The organism is Roseibium sp. TrichSKD4 (assembly GCF_000148725.1).
Classification (GTDB): domain Bacteria; phylum Pseudomonadota; class Alphaproteobacteria; order Rhizobiales; family Stappiaceae; genus Roseibium.
Window position 1 is genome coordinate 131,507 of the sequence record NZ_GL476320.1, and the last position, 21,143, is coordinate 152,649.

Below are 21,143 nucleotides of genomic sequence, written 5' to 3' on the forward strand. Positions count from 1 at the left end.
GTGGTCGTTCATGAGGTTCATCAGAAACCTCTTAAGGGGCCGCTGCCAAGAAACACCGCCAAGGGGCGGGGCAGCAAAGTCCGGACGGCTTAAAGCAACGACGTAAGAGGGCCCTTTTGGTCTCTGCCGGGGTTTCCAACCTCCGGGGTAACAGAAGAGGCACTTGTTACATCCTTGCCCGACGTGCGGTTCGGTTTCCCGATCCAATCAACGGCATTCCCGACGCGGGAAAGCTTTGTGTTTGTCAAAACGCATCGCCCAACCGTCGCTGAGTTTCGAAAGTTGTCTTCCGGCTCCAAACCGGGGGAGGGCTCGCGTTTCTTCAGCACCCTGCGACGTGAAACTGCAGCGCGCCCGATTTGAGAGAAGCGGCTGCAGCTGAAAATTGGAAGGGGACATCCCCATGAGCGAACGTATCCGCGAATTTCTCCGTCGACGTGACGAAGACGGCCCGTGCGTTGTCGTTGATCTCGACATTGTGCGCGACAACTACCACGCCTTTGCCCGCTCCCTGCCGGACACATCCGTCTACTACGCGGTGAAAGCCAATCCGGCGCCGGAAATCCTGAGCCTTCTGGAAAGCCTCGGCTCCTGCTTCGATTGCGCGTCCGTGGGCGAAATCGAAATGGTGCTTGCAACCGGCGCATCAGCTGACCGGATTTCCTACGGAAACACGATCAAGAAGGAAAAGGACATTGCCAAAGCCTATGCGTATGGGGTCCGCCTCTTTGCCGTGGACTGTGTCGAGGAAGTCGACAAGATTGCCCGTTCTGCGCCGGGAAGCCGCGTCTTCTGCCGCGTCCTGTGCGACGGCATCGGTGCTGAATGGCCGCTCTCTCGCAAATTCGGATGCGATGCAGACATGGCCCCGGACGTGCTCGAATACGCCCACCGGCTCGGCCTCCAGGCATACGGTGTCTCCTTCCATGTCGGCTCCCAACAAGCCAACCTCGAAGCGTGGGATCTCGCTCTCGCCATGGCAGCCGGGGTCTTCAAGGAAATGGCGCTTCGCGGGATCGATCTGAAAATGGTCAACATGGGTGGGGGCTTCCCAACCCGTTACCTGAAAGACGTTCCCGGCGTGCCTACCTATGGTACTGCGATCTTTGAAGCGCTGTGCAAGCATTTTGGCAACCGTCTGCCGTCCACCATCATTGAGCCGGGCCGCGGCATGGTGGGCAATGCGGGCATGATTGAGGCTGAAGTTGTTCTGATTTCCAGAAAGTCTGCAGATGACGAAATCCGTTGGGTTTACCTCGACATTGGCAAGTTCAGTGGTCTTGCTGAAACCATGGACGAAGCCATCCGCTACCCGATCCGCACGCCCAAGGACGGTGATCGGACTGCGCCGTGCGTTTTGGCGGGGCCGACCTGTGACAGTGTCGATGTGATGTATGAAAAAACGCCGTATGAGTTGCCGGTCAGCTTGTCCATTGGTGACAAGATCCTGATTGAGGCCTGCGGAGCTTACACAACGACCTATTCAACGGTCAGCTTCAACGGCTTTGCGCCCTTGGCTTCTCACGTTATCTGATGACATTAGGCGGATAGGCGCGCCGGAATTTACCCGTCAAATATCAATAAATTTGCAAAAGCGCATTAGGTGCGCTTTTCTTGCGTTGCTGTGTGAATCGATTGCACAGCCTGATTGGATGCAGCAGGAACGGGACCCAATTCATGATCGACGACAATAACGAAACAGGCCCTAAGTCACCTCGCACACGGAGAACCGCTGGTACGGCAACGAGAAGAACGCGCAGTACCGCGTCAAAACCGGCTGCAGAAAAATCGACGCCAGCAAGCCCTGAAACGACGAAGGCACCAACGCGTACACGGCGCACGGCATCGACAAAACCAGCTGCAAGCGCATCTTCTGCAAGCAAGACAGCTACGCCAGCCACATCTGCATCTGATGTGGAAACACCGTCGAAGGCACCAGCAAAAACCACACGCACACGCGGTTCGGCCACGACCGTTCAAAAGCCAGCGACTCAGAGAACAACTCGACAGGCAGCGAGCCAGTCAGCGTCCAAATCTCCACGTCGGACAACCAGCAAGCCTGCCAGCAAAGCAGCTTCGTCTGCGGAAAATAAATCGACAGCCAAGACTGGAGCGGCGAAGACAACTACGGCGAGGGCCACGCCCGCCAAAGCGCCAGCCGCCAAGGCAAAGCCTGCTGCCGGAACCACACGAACACGCAAGCCCGCAGCCAAGACAGCGCCTTTGGCCAGAACCCGTCAGGCGAAGAAGGCTGCACCAGTTGAAAAAGCCTGGCCGAAGCACGGCACAATAACTGGCCCGCTGGTCATGATCGGATTAGGATCCATCGGTAAGGGAACCCTACCACTCATTGAGCGTCACTTCGATTTTGATGCATCGCGTTTCACGGTTATTGATCCGGTTGATACCGATGCCAAGCTGGTCACCGACAAGGGCTATCGCTTTGAGAAGGTCGGACTGACCCCGCTTTTGACAGAAGGCGAGGGGCAGGGATTTGTCGTGAATCTGTCGGTCGACACATCGTCGCTTGATCTGATGAAACTCTGCCGCAAGCTCGGTGTTCTTTACATCGATACGGTCGTGGAGCCGTGGCTCGGCTTTTATTTCAATGAAAACGCGTCTGCTGCAGAGCGCACCAACTATGCGCTGCGCGAAACTGTTCGCAAGGAGCGAAAAAGGAAACCCGGCGGCACAACAGCTGTATCCTGCTGCGGCGCCAATCCGGGCATGGTGTCATGGTTCGTCAAACAGGCACTTGTTGATGTCGCTGCCGAATGCGGTTTGGAATTTGATGTTCCGGAGTCCCGCAAGGGCTGGGCGAAGCTGATGAAAAAGGCTGGTGTGAAGGGAATTCACATTGCCGAGCGGGACACGCAGCGTTCCAAAGAGCCAAAACCGATGGACGCCTTTTGGAACACTTGGTCCGTCGAAGGCTTTCTGTCTGAAGGGTTTCAACCGGCAGAACTTGGTTGGGGCACACACGAAAAGTGGAAGCCGAAAAACGCCAAGAGCCACAAGAAGGGCTGTGACGCTGCGATTTATCTGGAGCAACCGGGCGCAAGTACGCGCGTGCGGACGTGGTGCCCAACCCCCGGCGCTCAATACGGTTTTCTGGTCACCCACAACGAAGCCATCTCAATTGCCGATTACTTCACGGTCAAGGACGGCAAGAAGGTCAAGTATCGCCCCACTTGTCACTACGCTTATCACCCGGCAAATGTTGCGGTTCTGTCCTTGCACGAAACCTTTGGGTCAGCTGGCAAGATACAGCAAAAACTGCATGTTCTGGATGAAAGCGAAATTCAGGATGGCGCAGATGAACTGGGCGTTCTGCTCTATGGTCACGACAAGAATGCCTATTGGTATGGCTCCCAGCTGACGATTGAGGAAACCCGAGAATTGGCCCCGTTCCAGAACGCAACAGGACTGCAGGTCACATCTGCGGTGATCGCTGGCATGGTCTGGGCACTTGAAAACCCGGAAGCTGGTATCGTGGAAACCGACGATATGGACTTCAAGCGTTGCCTTGAAATCCAAAAGCCATATCTTAGTCCGGTGAAAGGCTACTTCACCAACTGGACCCCGCTGGATGATCGTCCGGGCTTCTTCAAGGAAGACCTCGACACCTCTGATACCAAACGTCAGATGAAGTGACTCATATTTGGGCTTCCGGTTTTGTTGCGAATATGATTCCAGATGGCAAACGATGGGAGTTTGCCATGGGAGCCGCGATACCGCTTCGAGATGACTTTGACGGTTGTACCCTTCGCCGGTTGGCGAGGGTGTGCCGGGACGCCAAACAGACCCGTCGCCTTTTGTCATTGGCGGTGATCTATGATGGGGGGAGCCGTTCGGACGCAGCTCATATTGGCGGAGTGACGCTCCAAATCATTCGCGATTGGGTGCTGCGTTTCAATGCTTCTGGTCCCAATGGTCTGAAGGATACGCCCAAGTCAGGTCGCCCCTCAAAACTTGACGAGCAGCAGCGTCGTGCGTTGATCGAGATTGTCGAACGAGGCCCGTATCCATCGGTGGATGCAGTGGTACGTTGGCGCTTGAAGGATCTCGCTGCGTGGATCCTGTCTGAATTTGGCATTGTCGTTGACGAGCGTACCGTATCGCGGGAGCTGAAGAATGCGGGTTATCGGCGTCTGACGGCCCGGCCGCAGCATCCGGCGCAAAACGAGTTTGCCGTCGAGGATTTTAAAAAAGCTTCCCAGCCGAACTGGCGGAAATCGGCAATCAGCTTGAAAGCGGCACCCCGATAGAGGTTTGGTTTCAGGACGAGGCGCGTGTGGGTCAAAAGACCAAGATCACAAGGCGATGGGCAAAACGCGGGACAAGGCCGCGGGCCCCCAAGGATCAGCGGACAAAGTCAGCATGGATATTTGGGGCCATCTGCCCGGAACGGGGTGTCGGTGCTGCGCTCGTCCTTCCCAAGTGCAACATCATGGCCATGCAAATGCATCTTCAGGAAATCTCGTCGCAAGTCGCTCCGGGAGCCCACGCCGTTGTCATCCTTGACCAGGCTGGCTGGCACACATCTGGCAAACTCGACATTCCCAACAACATTACCCTTCTCCCATTGCCACCGAGGTCTCCCGAATTGAACCCGGTCGAGAACCTATGGCAGTTCATCAGGGATAACTGGCTGTCAAACCGGGTCTTCAAATCCTACGAACAAATCATCGATATCTGTTGCCGCGCATGGAACAGGTTAATTGAACAACCATGGACCATCATGTCCATCGGAATGCGAGATTGGGCCCATCGGTTCTGAATTTTGACGGTTGGTATGACCCGTGGCAGTTCAAGAACATTCTTGTGCGGTAGCCGTCATCAGCCCGATCAAATCGATCCAGGTTTGGGTGGATGGGCTCTAACCGGCCAAACCTCCAATACACCGGCGGCTATGACGAGAGCGCCGCCGGTCAACTCCAGTGGGCTAAGCATTTCGCCCGCCAAAAGCGCTGCAGAGACTGCGCCGATTAGGATTTCAATCATCAAAAGAATGCCGACCCGCGCTGGGTCAAGTCTCGGGGCCGCCCACATGAGGCCGACCATCGTAAGGCCCCACCAAAAGGCCCCGCCAGCAAGGGCCCACCCCATCGCCGCGACTGGCGAAACAAGCCTTTCCCAGTCTGGAACCGGCGCAAGCAGCGGAGCAAGAACAGCCGCTCCAAGGGTTGCCCCCATGGCAAAGACAAAACTTGCCGGTAAAGGTTGAAGTTTTGGCTGAACGCGCAGACCGACTGAAGCAATCGCCCACAAGCCTCCAGACACAAGCGATAGCCACTCGCCAAGGTTCTTCGGCAAGGGCAGGGTGCCATCTGCACCCAACATGATCCCGAGGCCAAAAAGGCCCGCAGCAATGGCCACGTAACGCAGTGGCGGTGTCAGCCAGCCCAGAACAAAGCGCCCGATCAGTGTACTCCAAACCGGTGTCAGGAAGAACATCAGGATGACAAGCGCCACCTGTCCGTAAGCAAAGGCAATCGAATAAAGCACGAATGCAAAGCCGCCGAGCGCAATGAAAAATAAGGTTGAGAGCGATGCGGACTTCAAGTCGTGCCAACGGCCAAGCGCCAAGGGTAAAAGAACCAGGCTGGCGGAGGCGACAATGCCTAAAGATCCCCATGCTCCGTCAAGTCCTGCGTCCTGCAGCTCCCGAACAGGGAGCCAATAAAAGCCCCAAGTGCAGCCGGTTGCGACAACGATCAAGGTTGCCAGACGTGTTGTGATGTGCGGAGACATGAAAAGCCTGAAGGGGCCCTCCTTTTTTCGAAGGGCGCCCGTTTGCGGGAAAAGGTAAATTCAGAGGCCGGAAACTGGCATCAAACAGAGACCCTGACAACCTCAACCGGCTCAAGTTTGCCTTTGACTGTCCGGTTGCCGATGCTCTCTACAGAAATGTCTGGCATGTCCAATTTTCCGATAACTTCGCGAGACGCGAGGATGACGACATCGGCACTGGGGTCAACATCTCGCCCCATGCTTTCCAAACGGGAGGCGATGTTCACGGTATCTCCGATAACGGTGTAATTCACCCGCCCCGGGGCACCGATGTCTCCAACAACCAGCGGGCCCACATGCAGGCCGATGCGAATGCGCACCGGTGGCAAGCCTTTGTCTTCTCGGGCCTTGTTATCTGCGCGGATGGCCAGCGTAATTGCGTTGGCCGCAGCCAATGCGTGCTTCTCCGGGTGTTCTGACTGTTCGGGAGCTCCCCAAAAGGCCATCACGCTGTCGCCGATATATTTGTCAATCGTTCCGCCATGCCGCTCAATGGCTCCACCGACAATGGTCAGATGCTGATTGATGAACTCCGCCGTTTCAACGGCACTCATCTTTTCCGAGATCGACGTGAAACCTGCAATATCCGTAAAGAGGACAGCGAGTTGCCTCTCTGCAGGAGCAGAAACATCGCTTCCCTCTGATAGTATTCGGCGGACAAGGGATCGCGGGACATAGCGCACAAAGGCGTTCAGGACACCAACCATGGAATTGAAGCCAGACGCCAGATCATTGAGTTCGCGAATGTTGCTGGCAGGAAGCGTTTGAACCGCTTCGAGTTCTAAGGCTGCGACGTGCCTTGCACCGGAGGCAGCCCGGCGAACAGGGCGGGCAATCCACCGCGCGAGAAGGATTGCACAGACAAGAGCCACGAGTAGGATCGCCACCGCCAAATAAGATGACCGAAGCATTTGCTCATATGGCTGAACAAGTACAGCGGCATCAAAATGCGCTCCGATTGGAATAGTGGAGAATTCACCTTCAAGTGGATGCCGTATAACGAGAAAACGCTCTTGCCCGCTGGCATCGGTGCCAAAATAGAGCTCGAAATTCTCTTCAAGTCCGAGCTCTTCTGCAGGAAGCTTCTCAAGCGATTTGTAATTCGCCAAAAAAGGATCGGAGACGTCGTTTATGCTCGGAAACAAGCGTTTTGAAGACAGATTGGGGAGTGCATCTTTCATATTCGGATGAGCAAGGAGCGCCTCATCATCGATCATGAAAACGGTGAGATATTCATCGGACATCTCATCCGCTATCTCTGAAACCCGCCGTAGTGAAACCGTCGATAGCACGAGGCCAATTGTTTTATCGCCTTCCAGGATCGGCACTGCGTGGACAAAGTAACTCTGTCCCTTACTGGCAAAGAACACCGGTTCCGTCCAAAAAGGATCTTTGGTGCTTTGTGCGAATTTGAAGGTTTCCAGCAAAAAGGCTGTGTCTTCGACCCGGCCAAAATTTGGGGTCATAACCCCATCACTATCGCCCTGTTCCACGCCGACAGTTCGCCCATTTTGGTCAATAACCCAGATACTCGATGTTTGGACAGTTCCTGCAAGGGCACCATAGATGAACAAAGCTATATTTTGCTTATCCTCAAGCAGCACTGTGCCAGCTTCGATTGATGAGGCAATGAAGAGGGCTTGATCCTCCACATCCATGCCGCGCCCGTCAAATTCCAGACTGAGGCCCTGCATTGAGGTCCAGATAAAATCGCTTCCCAAAGATCGAATGATGTTTTGCGACGAACGAAATTCGATCACAACGATTGTTACTGTTGTGAGCAGGATGAAGACCCCAATGACAGTTGCGAGGGTCGGTGTCAGTCTTAATCGAAGTGCCACGAAACAGTCCGCCCCCAAAAACATCCAGCCAAACTGCCGGAGTCGCCGATTATCAATTGTCATTCCCGATAGATTAGCGAAGCGAGAGGGCTCGTGAAAAGCGCTAATATCAGATGACCAATAGGGCCACAAAAAAAGGGCGGATCATTTCCGCCCCGTTTTCTAATCAGGATTTTGCCGTCGGCTCAACGAATGCGTCGCCGTAATCAACCGCGATCTCATAGTCCGGATCTTCCAGAATAGAAACCTCGACGAGGTTCCCGGCTTTTGTCAGGAGCTTCTGGCAGTCCGGCGAGAGATGGCGCAGGTGCAGGCGTTTGCCAACGGCCAGATACTTGGCAGCAACCGCATCAATTGCCTCAAGGCCGGAGTGATCCACCACGCGGCTGTCGATAAAGTCGATCACCACGTCTTCCGGATCTTTGGCTGGATCAAAGAGTTCGGTAAACCCTGTGGTGGAGCCAAAGAACAGGGGGCCAGAGAGGCGATAGACCTTCCAGCCTTCTTTGCTGGTGCCGATCCGCGCATCAATACGCTTGGCCGCATTCCAAGCGTAAGCCAGCGCTGAGATAATCACACCAACCACAACAGCGACGGCCAGATCGGCATAAACCGTGACACAGGTCACGACGATCATAACAAGCGCGTCGGTCATCGGGATCTTGTGCATGATCTTCAAGCTGGCCCAAGCAAAAGTGCCAATCACGACCATGAACATGACGCCCACGAGCGCCGCAACCGGGATCTGCTCAATGAGCGGGGAAGCAAACAGAATGAATGACAACAGGAACAGTGCGGCCATAATTCCGGAGATCCGAGTGCGCGCGCCGGATTTCACGTTGATCATGGATTGGCCAATCATCGCGCAGCCACCCATGCCGCCGAAGAAGCCGGTGACCACATTGGAAGCCCCTTGTGCCACGCATTCCTTCGATGCGCCACCCTTGGTGTCAGTCATGTCCGCAACGAGGTTCAGCGTCAAAAGGGATTCAATCAACCCGATGGCAGCCAGAATGACAGCGTAGGGCAGGATGATCTTCAGCGTTTCAAGGTTCAGCGGAACCATTGGAATGTGAAAGCTTGGAAACCCGCCAGCAATGCTCGCAAGGTCGCCAACCGAGCGTGTGTCGAGACCAAGACCCAGCACAATGGCAGACACCAGCAGGATGCCCGCAAGCGGGGCTGGAAACGCGTTGGTCAGTTTCGGCAACAGCCAGATAACGGCCATTGTCAGAGCAACAAGTCCGAGCATCAGATAAAGGTCCATGCCGGTCATCCATGTCAGGTTGCCGGCACCATCATCGACTTTGAATTGCCCCATTTGGGCCAAAAAGATCACAATGGCGAGCCCGTTGACAAAGCCTAGCATCACCGGATGTGGCACCATGCGAATGAATTTTCCCCATCTCAAAATGCCAACCACAATCTGAATAAGACCCATGAGCACCACGGTGGCAAAGAGATATTCAACGCCGTGCTGCGCGACCAGCGACACCATCACGACGGCCAATGCGCCTGTTGCACCGGAAATCATGCCCGGACGACCGCCGAAACAAGCCGTGATCAATCCGACAATTAAGGCAGCGTAGAGGCCGACCAGCGGATTGACACCGGCAACAAAGGCAAAGGCAACCGCTTCCGGTACAAGCGCCAAGGCGACGGTGAGGCCGGCAAGGACTTCGATCTTGATCCGGTTGGGAGTGAGTTTCGTTGAAACGGGCGAAAGAGGTTCGGCTCGCGCGGACAATGCGGGCTCCATTATGTTTCGAAGGCGATTGGTTTCTTGCGTTTGTGCGCTCAGTACAGCGCCTGCTTAACAAAAACGCGACATTGCGCCCGCTTCTACAGGCCTTTCGCGAATGCAGCAACCTTTGGACCTCACGATAGGTCAAATTTCATGCCAAAACTCGCCGGTTCTCAGTGCTAATTCGAATTAAGAATTGAGGAGATTAGCCAAAATTGTTAAAAGTCCTAAGTATCATATAAGTAAAATATGGGTAGGTTAATTAGGTCATATAGTCTCTGAATTTTGTATACACATGGCTGTTTTGTGAAGGTTTAGGTCCAGTGAAAACATGGTGGTCAAGAATTGATATTCCGACACACCAACGACTCCGGAGCTTGGTTGTTGCTGGGGTCGGCTACCTTGCAAGTGTAACACTGTCTCATGCAGAGCCGATTAGAATTGCAGTCGATAACTGGCCTCCATTCCAATACGAGACCGAGAGCGGTTTCGTAGGCATCGACATTGAGCTTGCGAAAGAAATTGCAGAGCGCATGTCGGCAGAGCTTCAAGTGTTGAAAAAACCTTGGGGTCGAAGCTTGAAGTCCATGGAAACAGGGCAAGTCGACATCTTAACCGGTCTTGCCTACCGCGAAGAGCGTGCGAAATACATCGCATATACCGACACGCCTTATTATGCCTGCTCGACCGTGTTTTATACGGCGAAGGGCGAGGGCAACGATATCAAGACATATGAAGATCTGAAACGGTTCAGCGTCGGTTACGTGCTGCACTCGGCCTATTTTGAGCCCTTTGACTCCGATGATGCAATCACCAAGGTCGGCGTCGCAACCGAAGACAATCTGATGGACATGTTAGTCAACAAGCGGATCAAGACGATTGTCGGGACCGACTGCCAGGTTGATTATTATCTTCAGACCCACAATCTCCATCAAATGATCGAAAAGGCCGAGTTTCGGCCGGGTAACACCGTCAACCTGTTTCTGGGTGTCTCCAAAAAGTCACCATGGGCAGCACGGCTGGACGAATTCAATGCGGTTGTGAAAGAGCTGGTGGATGAGGGCTATGTCTTAGAGGCTTCCAAAAGCTACTACGGAACTCTTGGTGTGAATTGAAACGTAGCAGCTACGCTGGGAAAACAGCTTGCACTTAGCATCTCGTTGGCCACCGGCGAGAACAGTACTCGCCTCGTAATGTCCGAATTTCGAATTTTTTAAATCCACTTTGTCGATGCCAATTTGGTTGGCTTCTGCGCAAAAGGCTTGATGTTGGGTCAGGGTTAGGCTAATTGTCCTAATTAGGTCAATTGCCCTAATTTTGAATGCTGAGGTTCTGAATGGCGCGCCGACAAACGAGAGAGCACATTATCGCCGAAGCAGATCGGCTGTTTTACGAAAGCGGATTTGAAACAACTTCTTTCGCTGACATCGCTGCAGCTGTCGCGATTACTCGGGGCAATTTCTACTATCATTTCAAAACCAAGGACGAGATCCTTTCAGCGGTTATCAAGAAGCGGATGGCTGACAGGCTCAAGATGTTAGAGGCATGGGAAGCTGATCGAACGCCGAGCGAGCGAATCCGGGCATTCATTGAAATATTGATCACGAACCAGACAAAAATCCGGGCGTTTGGCTGTCCCATAGGAACACTCGCTACAGAGCTGACAAAACTAAATCATGCAGCACGCGGAGAAGCTGTTGCACTGTTTGACGTGTTTCGCGATTGGCTCGGTCGCCAGTTTTTCGATCTGGGTTTTAAAGCGCGTTCTGATGATCTTGCGATGCATGTCCTGATGCGTTCTCAAGGCGTAGCGTCGCTTGCAACAGCCTACAATGACTTGAAATTCATTCAGCGAGAAGTCGAAGACCTATGCCGATGGCTGGATGCAGAAGTTCAATCACTCAATGAAAAATAGGACAGGGAAATGCTCATTGCTTATTTAACCTTCGGAAAAAACCGTGAAAAAGCTCCTCAGTTGATGGAGGCGCACAAAGCCTGGATTGCAAAGGGGTTTGCAGAAAATGGATTTGTCATGGTCGGCAGTCTGAAAGACGGAGGAGGTGGCGCTGTGCTGGCCAACGACATAACTCGCGATGCATTCGAAGCCTACCTTCAGCAGGATCCGTTTGTTATCGAGGAAATCGTAGAAACAGAAGTTCGGGAAATAACACCTGCCAGAACAGATGAACGGCTCGCCTTTCTTGCTGCTTGACGGCGATTGTTGCGGTGCGGACCCAAAATGCGGTCCGCACCGAGGGTTTTCAAGTTCAATCAGTTCCCCTGCTGTCGCTGTGCCTGAGGGGCTTGCATGTTGGAAAGACTGGAGCCGATTAGGGCCGCCGCACCCGCCATACCGGCGTCTCCACCGACAATTGTGTTGGGCACAAGTTTGCCGACAAGGCTCACAAGCTCAGGCTTGCGCTCCAGAGACGTAAGCAGCTTTTCCAATGCTTGCAGCAGTGCAACACGGTCCTGGCCCAGAACGTCAACCTGAGCGCGCTGACCGCGAGCCAGTTCCTCAAGATACTGACGCTCGGCGCGGCCTAGTGCTGCCCGTTCCTGTTCGCGCTGATTGGCAACTTGCACCGCGATTTGCGCTTCTACGAGACGCGGCTGCTCGTCAGCTGTGGAGCGGGCCTGCTCGGTCTCAATCCGCTTCTGCTGCGCGTCGGTTTCCCGCTCATAGGCGGTTGAAAGTTGGTCTGCCAGTTGGACCCGCAAACGGGAGACGAGGAGTTCTGGCGGAATGGCGGGTTCACCAAGGCGGATCTCCCGAATGTCAACGCCAGCCTTGTTGCCTTCAACCTTGATGAGGCCCTCAATGGTTTCCTCCAACGCTCCCCGGTTTTCAATAAGGTCCAAAACCCGCGTTGGGCGAAGTGTGAAGCTTGGCGGTGAGACAAGATTGCCTTCTGCATCCCGATCGGGCACGCGGATGGACGCTCCAGCGACATTGCGCACGATGGAGCGGATGGCTGGGGTCAAGATGCGGTCTTCAATTTCGGTCAGGCCACCGACTGACCCAACCACGACGGGCGCATTTGACGGGTCAACCTGAACCAGCGCGCGCAATTCCAAGGGAATGTCCCAGCCTTCGACTTTCACAAATACCGCACGGTCTGCAGCGTGATCCGGAATGCCTTCGCTAACGGAGCGTTCGTTTTGCTGAATGTTGCCTTGCTGGTCGACAGAAAGATCGATGATCCGCTTGGTGTATCCGCCCTTGTACTCCCAAGTTTGCACCCGCGTGTCGACAAGCGTCACGTCATAGGCCTTCCGGTTTAGGTAATAGGCTCCGGGAAAGAGCGGTTCTTTCCAGATGCCAACACAGCCGCGCGGGACAAGGGGGACAGTCAAGGCTTCGCGTGAGGCCTGAGAGGCCGAGACTTCCTCCTCAATACAGTTGATGCCCGGTTGGGTAACATTGGATTTGACCACGCCGACATGACCAGCTGGAATGATCGTGGCGGTCGTGTTTTCATCCAGACGAACATCAAACAGATAGCGGTTCAGACGATACTGGCCGGGCTTGAGAACGGTCTCTTGGGGGCCGCGCAACCCGCCCTCTGAAAGGAAGGTTTCCGCCTTCAACATATCGCCAACCCGTTCATCCGGGATGGAAGGTGCCATGAACATGCCAGAGGGCATGGCCGCGCCATCAAGTGTCGTCAATTGGCCATAGTAGCCTTCTGGAATGGTGACGACTTCATATTCTTCAATGTCATAGATGACCCGAACAAGCGGAATGAAATGAAAGCCTGGGCCTAGGATTTGAGCTTGCGGCCCCTTTTCACCGTTCATTGCGATGATACGACCGGGGGGCAATTCTTTGAAGGCATAGATCCGTTTCAAGTGTCCCACGCTGTTGGCGTCGACAAATACGAAGGATGTCGAGGCCAGAAGGAATAACCCGAAAGCCGCCAAACCACCGCCGATCACTTTGGTGACGATTGTTTGAGGAACTTTGCCAACTTTTCCGGAGCTCACCGGCGTCTTAAATAGGAAAAACAGACCAATCGCTACGGCAATTATGCCGATCAAAACGCCTAACATTAGAAATAACCTCGAATCAGGAAGTATCGCCAAAAGCTTATCCGATGTAAGTAATTACGGAACACAGTTTTATGTCGAATTTAACGATGGCAAACTATCTGTTGGTAGCGCTGTGGTTGTGCGCGTTCGTGCCCTCGACGGTTTGAGGTTGGACCGGTACAAGAACGCAACGATAAAGGGAACGCCTCCGGGAGAACCGAATGAAACCGACCAACCCCATCTTCACCGGCATTGAGACGACCATATTCGAGACCATGTCCCGACTGGCCATGGCTCATGATGCAGTCAATCTCGGTCAGGGGTTTCCGGATGTGGACGGACCGGAGGATATTCGCAAGGTTGCGGCCGACGCTCTCTTGGAAGGTCCCAACCAGTATCCTCCGATGCTCGGCTTGCCAGAACTGCGTCAGGCAGTGGCCGATGCCAACAAGCGCTTTTATGGGCTGGACATCGATTGGCAGACCGAGGTTCTTGTCACGTCCGGTGCTACCGAAGCGCTTGCAGACAGCATCATGGCGTTGATCGAACCGGGTGACGAAGTCATTCTGATCGAGCCGCTGTATGATTGTTATCTGCCTTTGGTGAAACGCGCTGGCGGCATCCCGGTTCGGGTTCGAGTAACGCCGCCAACCTGGGAGTTGGATCTTGAAGCGCTGGCAGGGGCATTTACGGAAAACACCAAGTCGATCCTGATCAACAACCCGATGAACCCGGCAGCGAAAGTGTTTGATGATCGGGAATTCAACGAGATCGCCAATTTGTGCGTCAAACATGATGTCTTTGCGATATGCGACGAAGTTTATGAGCATTTGGTGTTTGATGGTGCGACGCATTGGCCGTTGATGAATTTCAAGGGCATGCGCGAACGGTGTGTGCGGATCGGGTCTGCCGGCAAAACCTTTTCGCTCACCGGCTGGAAAGTTGGCTACATAACAGGTGCGCCCAAATTGCTGGAGCCGATCGCCAAAGCGCACCAGTTTGTAACTTTCACCACTCCGCCAAACCTCCAAAAGGCGGTGGCCTATGGTATCGCCAAGGGCGACAGCTATTACGAGACACTCGCAGCGGATCTTCAGGCAAAGCGCGACCGTATGGCTGCGGGCCTTCAAGAGCTTGGTTTCGGTGTGCTGCCCTGTGCTGCGACTTACTTCCTGACCTGCGACATTTCCGGGCTTGAGTTGGGCGACAATGACGTAGACGTTTGCATGAAACTGGTGGAGGAAGCTGGCGTGGCTGTTGTGCCGGTTTCCGCCTTTTATGCCAGTGACGCGCCCACCCAATTCATCCGCTTTTGCTTCTGCAAACGCGATGAGGTGATTGACGAAGCGTTATCGCGCTTGTCTGCCTATCTGCTGCCTGATAAAGCCGTTGCCCGAAACTGACTTTGATTTCCTTCTCCTGAAAGCTGCATCATGGAAAATCCGACGCTTGTAGAAGTGACCCGTGGGTCTTTGGTTGAAAGCCGTCATCGCGGGGCGGTGTCCATCTTTGATGCGGACGGCAAAAAGGTTCTGTCGCTTGGCGATACAGAGGCTCGGGTGTTTCCGCGCTCCGCCATCAAGGCGCTGCAGGCCCTTCCACTGGTGGAAAGTGGTGCGGCCGATGCCCTCGATTATGATGAAGCTGAGCTGGCTTTGGCCTGCGCCTCCCACAATGGAGAAGAGGTTCACGCTCGCGGTGCACGCGTCATGCTCATGAAGGCAGGCTTGAGCGAAGAGGCGCTGGAATGCGGGCCTCAATGGCCAAAACGCATGGAAGATGCTGCCAAGCTCATTCAGGAAAATGAAAAGCCTTGCGCCCTGCACAACAATTGTTCCGGCAAGCACGCGGCGTTTTTGGGTCTGGCGCGCACGATGGGCGCACCAACGGAAGGCTATGTGAACCCGGAACATGCCGTTCAGCAGGAAATCAAACTGGCGCTGGAGCAAATGACGGGCGACACCCTGACATCAGACATCTGCGGAACAGATGGCTGTTCGATCCCGACTTATGCAACGGCCCTGGATCGCTATGCCTTGGCTTTTGCCCGTTTTGGAACGGGTGAGGGGCTTGAGGAAGAGCGCGCCAAGGCGTGCGAGCGTCTTTATGAAGCTTGCGTCAACGAAGCCTATTTTGTGGCCGGAGCCGAACGCTTCTGCACGGACATCATGAACGCCTTCCGTGGGCGGGTGTTCGTCAAAACCGGAGCCGAGGGTGTCTTCTGTGCATCTGTTCCGGAACTCGGACTTGGTGTTGCTTTGAAATGCGAAGATGGCGCCACCCGTGCAGCCGAAGTCATGATGGCGACGGTTCTGGAAGGTGTGCTGGATGTCAATGACGAGGAGGGCAAGGTGCTGGAAAAGGCCGTGCGTCCGGACATCGTGACGCGCCGCGGCGCTGTTGCCGGTGTCGTGCGTCCCACTGAGGGGTTCATCAACCAACTGACTTCGCTGGCCAACTGAGCAGCCACACGTAACGCGCAAACCGAACACCTTGGGTCTGAACTGCCATTGTCAGCCGTTTTTGTGCTCTTTACCGTTGGGACAAGACGGAGAGAGACGCATGATCGAAGAACCAAAATCCTTGACGGTCCGCAAAGACTGGAAACGCCCGACAAAAGAGCAGGTCGACGCCTTTCGGGATGTGACAACAAGTTTTGTTGTCGATGCCATGGACGGGCGCGGCGCGCTCAATATGTCGATTAGACCGATAGGTGACGGCCGTGATTTGAACTGTGTCGCCGTAGGACCAGCGATCACGGCGGACAACGGTCCAGCTGATCTCTTGGCAACTCTGGCCGCTATGAGCTTTATGAAGGCAGGCGACATTCTTGTCGCCGGAAATGACGGTCATCAAGGCACTGCAGTTGCCGGTGACCGGGTCATGGGCATGTTGAAGAACAACGGTGGTGTCGGGTTTGTCACAGACGGCCCAATGCGTGATTATCAGGGCATCGTGGATGCAGGAGTTCCTGCTTGGTGCACGGGGTTAAACCCGGCATCACCATTTGGGTCCGGACCGGGGCGCGTTGGTTTGCCATTGAATATCGGCGGCCAGACGGTAAAGAGCGGCGATATGATTATCGCAGACCGAGACGGTGTGGTTGTCGTTCCCTTCGAGCAGATTGATCAGGCCATCGAGCGATTGCAACACGTTAAGTCACTCGAAGCAAAGTTAGACGCTGAAGTTGCCGAAGGTCGAACCAGTTTTGACACTGTGACCGCCATGCTGAACGATGGCCGAACGAGATATGTGGAATGAGCAATAAAGGTGCTTTCAAAGCACCTTTTTCATCGTGACTTTTGGGCCTTTCTGGCCGGTCACGACCCAGCCGAGGTGTTCGTAAAGGCTGACATTTTGCGGCATGTCTTTATGGGTTGCGAGGTAAAGATGCGTGTGTCCCTTTTGGCGCACGTGGTCTTCCACCTTCTCGATAAGAGCGCCGCCAATGCCCTTGCCGCCATGGTTCGGATCAACCGCCAGATTGGCGAGGGTCGCGCGATCATCTGAAATCATCGCAACCGCGCCGCCTGCGATTTCGCCATTCGAGACGGCGACGAACACCGTGTTGATCGCTATGTCATCCGCAAGCCCTGCAGACACATCCGGCAAATCGGGAATATCCTGCCGAAACCGGGCATAAGCCTTGTCGATCAAGGCCGATAATGCCTCGTCATCTTCAGGGCGTGCCAGTCTAAGAGTGACGTCCGTCATTTGTATTTCCATTCGAGTGCTTGCCATGTCTGACTTTCCCGGATTGTCCTTCCGTTTCACCCACGCGATCACTCGCACGCCTTCAGACAGTGTCGCTAAAGGTTTGCGGGCCGTGGATACAGGCAATCCGGATGGAGCTGCTTTCCGCTCTGAACATGAGGCTTACGTAAAGTCGCTGCAAGGGGCGGGGATCGACGTGACCGTTTTGCCAGCCTTGGAAGCATACCCGGATAGCTGTTTTGTAGAAGACCCGGCCTTTTGTCTGCCACAGGGGGCGATTGTCCTGCGTCCGGGAGCCAAAAGCCGCGAAGGCGAGGCTGAGGAAATTCGCAGCGCACTAGAAGACACGTTCGATGTTGTCGTGGACTTGCCAGAGGGCGGATATGTCGATGGGGGAGACATCCTCACGCTGGACGATGAAATTCTGATCGGCCTGTCCGCACGAACTGATCGTCAAGGCGCAGAGCATTTTCAGGCGATCCTGACCGCGTGGGGCTACTCGGCGCGAGTTTGCGAAACGCCCGAAGGTGTCCTGCATTTCAAAACCGCTTGTTCCACCCTTGGTGATGGCGTCATTCTCGCAACGCAGCCGATGGCAGATAGTGGCTTTTTCGCAGGTCGAAAGCTGGTGGTGGTGCCGGATGGCGAAGAATACGCGGCTAATGTGATCCGCGTGAATGATGTGGTTCTGGTGCCGGAGGGCTATCCCAAAACAGAGGCTGCGATCCAGGCCGCCGGGTTTAAAACTGTGCTTGTGCCCACCCATGAAGCCCGTAAAGTGGACGGTGGATTGTCCTGTTTATCGCTTCGCTTCGCGTTGGACGCTTCAAACAGCTGATTCCCTTGGGGAATTATGGCGTTTCCAGATGTCCTGTCTTGCCAAGTTCCCCAAGGCATGTTTGCCTTGATCCATTCTTTTATGAGTGGAGCCGGGACAAGTGACCAACGAAGAACTGGCAGGGCATTTACAAGATCTGATTGACCGCACCCGCATGGTGGAGCAGGTGTTCCTGACCTTTATCGTGCGCAATTTGCAAATGGAGCTTCAAGCCTCTGAAGCCCCTCAATTGACAGCCATCGACATGCGCTATTCGCTGGTGGATACGCTGGAGTGTCTCGTGCCGGAAACAATCGCTGAAAGCGATCCGTCACTGGCAGATATCCGCGCCAAGGCCGAAGCAATGCTGCGCAATCTCGTCGGTCAAGCCGAAGACCTGCAGCAGAACCAGATCGTCAGCTGAGCGAGGGAATGGTTACCCCGATATCTGGTTCCCGGTCACGCTCAGGTGAGAAAAGTCGGTGACGTTGTTCAATTCACCGGTTGCCTTGTCCAGCCAGCGGTAGCCGTTGATGGCACCTATTTCGCTGCCTTGAATGACATTGTTGGAAATAATGGCGCTTTTCGCCCCCTCAACGACTGTCACGGCGATGCCGGTACCGCAATTGCGCAAGATGTTTTGGGAGGCCACCACATTGCGCATGTAGGGCCCCCAACCCAGCAGTAGCCCAAAGCGCGGAGCCCCTTCAATCACATTGCCGGTAACCGTCGTTTCAGCTTCTGCGGCAATTCCAATTCCAAACCCGGCAACTTCAGCCGGATAGGGGCCTTTGTCGGTCAGGTTTCGGATGAGGTTGCCTGAACACACGGCCAACCGTCCGCCACTTTGAAAGTTGGCAATGGAAACGCCGGTCGTGCCGCCGTCGATCACATTGTTGGAAATCAGCGCGCCCTGAAACCCGAACTCCGAATAGATCGCTACTTCGCCGGAGCGAAGGCAGGTGTTGCCAGATATCTGGACATTGGATCCGGTGTTGGAGCGGATGGCGGAAAACGCGCAATCAGACACCATATTGTTGGTGATGGAAACACCATGGGCGCGAAACACATTGATGCCGTTGCCGAACTGGCCCGTGCCGCCATATTTGGCGCCAATGCGTTCCACCCGATTATGGGCAACAATGGTCCGGTCTTCGCCTTCCTTCCAGCGATGCACCCAAATGCCGCCATTGGCGCAGTCCGCAACCGTGTTGCCGGTGATGGAAAGCCCTGTGGCCTCATTTGAGCGAATGCCAGCTTCTGCAGCACCCGTGATACGGCAATCCTGAATGCGCCCGGAGCACCGATCTACCAACAAACCGGTGCGCGTTGAGCCGACAATCTCACAGTTTTCAAGCGACAGATTGCGAACGCCGATAAAGTGCAGCAGCCCTTCGGTGAACTCTCCAATGCTCCGGTTTGCACCGTCAAAGGTGATGCCGGACAGGCCGACATTGCTGACCCCTTCAGCGCGGGCCAGCAACCCGCCTCCACCCTGATAAACAAGCCGCGTGCGTCCTGGAATGCCGACAATCAAGGTGCCACTTGGAAAGCGCAGGTTGGCAACGGGATAGATGCCTGCGGGCAGAAACAACGCACGGCCATTTTCCACGGCCCGGTTGACGGCATTTTGAAACTGCTGGGTCTGGTCAGTTCCGGTATTGGGTAAAAGCCCCAGCTCGGGGGCTTCGATGGACCCGCGCATTTCGGCTATTTGCACGAGCGCATTTGCCTTCGCAGCACTCAAGGACAGAGCCGTTCCCGCCAAAAAGGCACGACGACTGAGAAGAGATGTGTATCGATACGCCACGGTTCTGCCCTGCATTGTCCCAATTCGGGATCATTCGTTTAACTTGGGTCAAACGGAGCAAGGACCGTGCCGAATGCACGTTGCGGCAGAAGAAGAGGGGCGAAAAAGGCAAAAGCCGGTGGGGGCCGGCTTTTGCATCTGGCAAGTCGTCAAAGAAAGGGGATCACTTCAGCCCTTGCCAGTTCTTGTGGCCTTGGAGATGTAACCGGGAATATCGCGGCTCCAGGTGCGCTGGACAGATTTGGAGTAGTTCACGTAAAGCTTGCCATCCACGACCTTATAGGCCAGCGGATCAACCCCGACCTTGTAGCCACGGGAAACGCCATAAGCACAGTAGCCGTCAAACTGCGGCGCATAACGAGCCGGATTGGCCTTAAAGGCATCCAAGTTCCGCTTGTTGGCAAACTGGTAAGTGTGCCCCCGATGCTGCGCCGTAAATTGTGAGCTGCCCTTTTGCGGTCTGCTACCGGAAAAGTAAGATACAGGATCATAACCGGTCAGACTCAGCGGGTCCTTGGCAAAGGAGGGGACCGCAGGCGCGAGGACTCCGGCAAACGCCATGAAGACGACAGCTAAACCAAACACTCCGCGACGCATGTTCATTAGGTTTCTCCAGCAGAACTTCCTAGCCAAAAAGATGGCGGGGGATCTGCTGACATTCAAACAACATTCGCGTGAGCCGGACGATGCCACATGGAAGGGATCAGCTGAGCTTTAGCGCCAAATCGCTCAGCAGATACACCGCTGCAGTCTCGACAGAGTGGTAGGAGGGTCTATTCTCATAACGACCCCGAGGCAGGGAAGGCACATGAACAAATACAGCCTGCCGTCCAGTGCCAAGCGTGTCCCATAGTGTGGCATTGCAGAGATAATCCCCGGCATTGTTGGAAAGCCGAACATCCACACCACTGCGTCGCGCCGACTTTTGAAGAGATCGAACAGGCAGCGTTGCACGCCGGTTGGGCGTTCCCGCTTTGGCAAGCAGGCGATGAGGGGCGACGTCACCGGCCGCGTCTGCACGGGTGGTCGACGCCCAATTGCGAGCCAAGGTCTCAATGTTGATGGATCGCTGCGACCCGTCCACCCCAAAATGCACCACGGCGACCGGGTCCACCTTTTTGATGATGTGCTGCGTTCTCTCCTCTCGCGCCCGCCACTCCGGCGGCAGAACGGCATAGCAAAACCGAACACCATGAATGTGCGCCGGCAACCGCTTCGGCAACCGGCCCATCAAGCGCTCTGTCGGATTGACCGGCATGCCGGGAAAACCGGAAAAGCCTGTCGCGAGGAGTGTTTTTGTGGTCATGGGAAGGTGATTATCAGATCTTTTCCGGAACTGAAATCAATAAGAAGTTCAGCCGGTTACAGAGCTGCTTTTTCGGCCAGGATAGT

General features: G+C 54.8%; 21 protein-coding genes. 11 read left to right on the forward strand and 10 right to left on the reverse strand.

Annotated elements, in window-relative coordinates:
• Window positions 1-403 precede the first annotated feature (403 nt).
• Window positions 404-1,534 (forward strand): type III PLP-dependent enzyme, encoded by a 1,131-nt coding sequence (locus tag TRICHSKD4_RS21170; RefSeq protein WP_009469004.1) that lies wholly within the window; start codon window positions 404-406, stop codon window positions 1,532-1,534.
• Window positions 1,535-1,577: 43 nt separating this feature from the next.
• Here TRICHSKD4_RS21170 and TRICHSKD4_RS21175 read toward each other — a convergent pair whose 3' ends face one another.
• On the reverse strand, window positions 1,578-1,970 hold the full coding sequence (locus TRICHSKD4_RS21175; protein ID WP_009469005.1) for a hypothetical protein: 393 nt from the start codon (window positions 1,968-1,970) through the stop codon (window positions 1,578-1,580).
• Window positions 1,971-1,991: 21 nt separating this feature from the next.
• A complete protein-coding gene (locus tag TRICHSKD4_RS21180) occupies window positions 1,992-2,213 on the reverse strand; it encodes a hypothetical protein (protein ID WP_009469006.1) in 222 nt (73 codons plus the stop codon).
• 94 nt (window positions 2,214-2,307) lie between these two features.
• On the opposite strand from TRICHSKD4_RS21180, the gene TRICHSKD4_RS21185 reads away from it, so the two are divergent.
• Together TRICHSKD4_RS21185 and TRICHSKD4_RS29650 are read left to right on the forward strand one after the other, a co-directional pair.
• On the forward strand, window positions 2,308-3,654 hold the full coding sequence (locus TRICHSKD4_RS21185; RefSeq protein WP_040617309.1) for a homospermidine synthase: 1,347 nt from the start codon (window positions 2,308-2,310) through the stop codon (window positions 3,652-3,654).
• A gap of 65 nt (window positions 3,655-3,719) precedes the next feature.
• A protein-coding gene (locus tag TRICHSKD4_RS29650; RefSeq protein ID WP_085979595.1) for an IS630 family transposase occupies window positions 3,720-4,780 on the forward strand; the annotation gives its coding sequence in 2 pieces (ribosomal slippage) (window positions 3,720-4,212 and window positions 4,212-4,780; 1,062 coding nt in all).
• A 68-nt stretch (window positions 4,781-4,848) separates the two neighbouring features.
• Here TRICHSKD4_RS29650 and TRICHSKD4_RS21200 read toward each other — a convergent pair.
• The 3 genes from TRICHSKD4_RS21200 to TRICHSKD4_RS21210 form a co-directional block, all read right to left on the reverse strand.
• Complete coding sequence (locus TRICHSKD4_RS21200) at window positions 4,849-5,754, reverse strand: DMT family transporter (RefSeq protein WP_009469008.1); 906 nt, start codon at window positions 5,752-5,754, stop codon at window positions 4,849-4,851.
• An 80-nt stretch (window positions 5,755-5,834) separates the two neighbouring features.
• Window positions 5,835-7,634, reverse strand: a complete 1,800-nt coding sequence (locus TRICHSKD4_RS21205; RefSeq protein WP_168157060.1) for an adenylate/guanylate cyclase domain-containing protein — start codon at window positions 7,632-7,634, stop codon at window positions 5,835-5,837.
• Window positions 7,635-7,800: 166 nt separating this feature from the next.
• Window positions 7,801-9,393 (reverse strand): SulP family inorganic anion transporter, encoded by a 1,593-nt coding sequence (locus TRICHSKD4_RS21210; RefSeq protein ID WP_040617310.1) that lies wholly within the window; start codon window positions 9,391-9,393, stop codon window positions 7,801-7,803.
• A 362-nt stretch (window positions 9,394-9,755) separates the two neighbouring features.
• On the opposite strand from TRICHSKD4_RS21210, the gene TRICHSKD4_RS21215 reads away from it, so the two are divergent.
• The 3 genes from TRICHSKD4_RS21215 (at window position 9,756) to TRICHSKD4_RS21225 (ending at window position 11,590) form a co-directional block, all read left to right on the forward strand.
• Complete coding sequence (locus tag TRICHSKD4_RS21215; RefSeq protein WP_009469012.1) at window positions 9,756-10,493, forward strand: ABC transporter substrate-binding protein; 738 nt, start codon at window positions 9,756-9,758, stop codon at window positions 10,491-10,493.
• 221 nt (window positions 10,494-10,714) lie between these two features.
• Entirely contained in the window at window positions 10,715-11,293 is a 579-nt protein-coding gene (locus tag TRICHSKD4_RS21220; RefSeq protein WP_009469013.1) for a TetR/AcrR family transcriptional regulator, read from the forward strand.
• A gap of 9 nt (window positions 11,294-11,302) precedes the next feature.
• Complete coding sequence (locus TRICHSKD4_RS21225; RefSeq protein ID WP_040617311.1) at window positions 11,303-11,590, forward strand: YciI family protein; 288 nt, start codon at window positions 11,303-11,305, stop codon at window positions 11,588-11,590.
• A 59-nt stretch (window positions 11,591-11,649) separates the two neighbouring features.
• Here the strand turns inward: TRICHSKD4_RS21225 and TRICHSKD4_RS21230 are convergent, their stop codons facing one another.
• On the reverse strand, window positions 11,650-13,365 hold the full coding sequence (locus tag TRICHSKD4_RS21230) for an SPFH domain-containing protein (RefSeq protein ID WP_208993156.1): 1,716 nt from the start codon (window positions 13,363-13,365) through the stop codon (window positions 11,650-11,652).
• 266 nt (window positions 13,366-13,631) lie between these two features.
• On the opposite strand from TRICHSKD4_RS21230, the gene TRICHSKD4_RS21235 reads away from it, so the two are divergent.
• From TRICHSKD4_RS21235 to TRICHSKD4_RS21245, 3 genes are all read left to right on the forward strand, one after another.
• Window positions 13,632-14,813, forward strand: a complete 1,182-nt coding sequence (locus TRICHSKD4_RS21235) for an aminotransferase (protein ID WP_009469016.1) — start codon at window positions 13,632-13,634, stop codon at window positions 14,811-14,813.
• A gap of 30 nt (window positions 14,814-14,843) precedes the next feature.
• A complete protein-coding gene (locus tag TRICHSKD4_RS21240; protein ID WP_009469017.1) occupies window positions 14,844-15,872 on the forward strand; it encodes an asparaginase in 1,029 nt (342 codons plus the stop codon).
• Between the two features lie 100 nt (window positions 15,873-15,972).
• Entirely contained in the window at window positions 15,973-16,671 is a 699-nt protein-coding gene (locus tag TRICHSKD4_RS21245) for an RraA family protein (protein WP_009469018.1), read from the forward strand.
• Between the two features lie 15 nt (window positions 16,672-16,686).
• Here the strand turns inward: TRICHSKD4_RS21245 and TRICHSKD4_RS21250 are convergent, their stop codons facing one another.
• Window positions 16,687-17,124: a GNAT family N-acetyltransferase gene (locus TRICHSKD4_RS21250; RefSeq protein ID WP_009469019.1), complete on the reverse strand. Its 438-nt coding sequence runs from the start codon at window positions 17,122-17,124 to the stop codon at window positions 16,687-16,689.
• 25 nt (window positions 17,125-17,149) lie between these two features.
• Here TRICHSKD4_RS21250 and TRICHSKD4_RS21255 point away from each other — a divergent pair, with 25 nt between their 5' ends.
• Together TRICHSKD4_RS21255 and TRICHSKD4_RS21260 are read left to right on the forward strand one after the other, a co-directional pair.
• Window positions 17,150-17,962 carry a dimethylarginine dimethylaminohydrolase family protein gene (locus tag TRICHSKD4_RS21255; RefSeq protein WP_085979643.1) on the forward strand — a complete coding sequence of 271 codons (813 nt, stop codon included), beginning with the start codon at window positions 17,150-17,152 and terminating at the stop codon, window positions 17,960-17,962.
• Window positions 17,963-18,062: 100 nt separating this feature from the next.
• Window positions 18,063-18,365: a hypothetical protein gene (locus tag TRICHSKD4_RS21260; protein ID WP_009469021.1), complete on the forward strand. Its 303-nt coding sequence runs from the start codon at window positions 18,063-18,065 to the stop codon at window positions 18,363-18,365.
• A 12-nt stretch (window positions 18,366-18,377) separates the two neighbouring features.
• Here TRICHSKD4_RS21260 and TRICHSKD4_RS21265 read toward each other — a convergent pair whose 3' ends face one another.
• The 3 genes from TRICHSKD4_RS21265 to TRICHSKD4_RS21275 all read right to left on the reverse strand — a co-directional run bounded on the left by TRICHSKD4_RS21265 (window position 18,378) and on the right by TRICHSKD4_RS21275 (window position 21,057).
• Window positions 18,378-19,766 carry a TIGR03808 family TAT-translocated repetitive protein gene (locus TRICHSKD4_RS21265; protein WP_009469022.1) on the reverse strand — a complete coding sequence of 463 codons (1,389 nt, stop codon included), beginning with the start codon at window positions 19,764-19,766 and terminating at the stop codon, window positions 18,378-18,380.
• A gap of 153 nt (window positions 19,767-19,919) precedes the next feature.
• Window positions 19,920-20,354, reverse strand: coding sequence for a YHS domain-containing (seleno)protein (locus TRICHSKD4_RS21270; protein ID WP_009469024.1), 435 nt, complete (start codon window positions 20,352-20,354; stop codon window positions 19,920-19,922).
• A 100-nt stretch (window positions 20,355-20,454) separates the two neighbouring features.
• Window positions 20,455-21,057, reverse strand: a complete 603-nt coding sequence (locus TRICHSKD4_RS21275) for a peptidase C15, pyroglutamyl peptidase I (RefSeq protein WP_009469025.1) — start codon at window positions 21,055-21,057, stop codon at window positions 20,455-20,457.
• Window positions 21,058-21,143 lie beyond the last annotated feature (86 nt).

Bases quoted from the DNA above. Each gene is read 5' to 3' on its own strand.
- TRICHSKD4_RS21250 (WP_009469019.1), bottom strand. From the start codon at position 17,124: ATGACGGACGTCACTCTTAGACTGGCACGCCCTGAAGATGACGAGGCA.
- TRICHSKD4_RS21200 (WP_009469008.1), bottom strand. From the start codon at position 5,754: ATGTCTCCGCACATCACAACACGTCTGGCAACCTTGATCGTTGTCGCA.
- TRICHSKD4_RS21225 (WP_040617311.1), top strand. From the start codon at position 11,303: ATGCTCATTGCTTATTTAACCTTCGGAAAAAACCGTGAAAAAGCTCCT.
- TRICHSKD4_RS21275 (WP_009469025.1), bottom strand. From the start codon at position 21,057: ATGACCACAAAAACACTCCTCGCGACAGGCTTTTCCGGTTTTCCCGGC.
- TRICHSKD4_RS21185 (WP_040617309.1), top strand. From the start codon at position 2,308: ATGATCGGATTAGGATCCATCGGTAAGGGAACCCTACCACTCATTGAG.
- TRICHSKD4_RS21220 (WP_009469013.1), top strand. From the start codon at position 10,715: ATGGCGCGCCGACAAACGAGAGAGCACATTATCGCCGAAGCAGATCGG.
- TRICHSKD4_RS21270 (WP_009469024.1), bottom strand. From the start codon at position 20,354: ATGAACATGCGTCGCGGAGTGTTTGGTTTAGCTGTCGTCTTCATGGCG.
- TRICHSKD4_RS21255 (WP_085979643.1), top strand. From the start codon at position 17,150: ATGTCTGACTTTCCCGGATTGTCCTTCCGTTTCACCCACGCGATCACT.
- TRICHSKD4_RS21235 (WP_009469016.1), top strand. From the start codon at position 13,632: ATGAAACCGACCAACCCCATCTTCACCGGCATTGAGACGACCATATTC.
- TRICHSKD4_RS21265 (WP_009469022.1), bottom strand. From the start codon at position 19,766: ATGCAGGGCAGAACCGTGGCGTATCGATACACATCTCTTCTCAGTCGT.
- TRICHSKD4_RS21170 (WP_009469004.1), top strand. From the start codon at position 404: ATGAGCGAACGTATCCGCGAATTTCTCCGTCGACGTGACGAAGACGGC.
- TRICHSKD4_RS21240 (WP_009469017.1), top strand. From the start codon at position 14,844: ATGGAAAATCCGACGCTTGTAGAAGTGACCCGTGGGTCTTTGGTTGAA.
- TRICHSKD4_RS21210 (WP_040617310.1), bottom strand. From the start codon at position 9,393: ATGGAGCCCGCATTGTCCGCGCGAGCCGAACCTCTTTCGCCCGTTTCA.
- TRICHSKD4_RS21245 (WP_009469018.1), top strand. From the start codon at position 15,973: ATGATCGAAGAACCAAAATCCTTGACGGTCCGCAAAGACTGGAAACGC.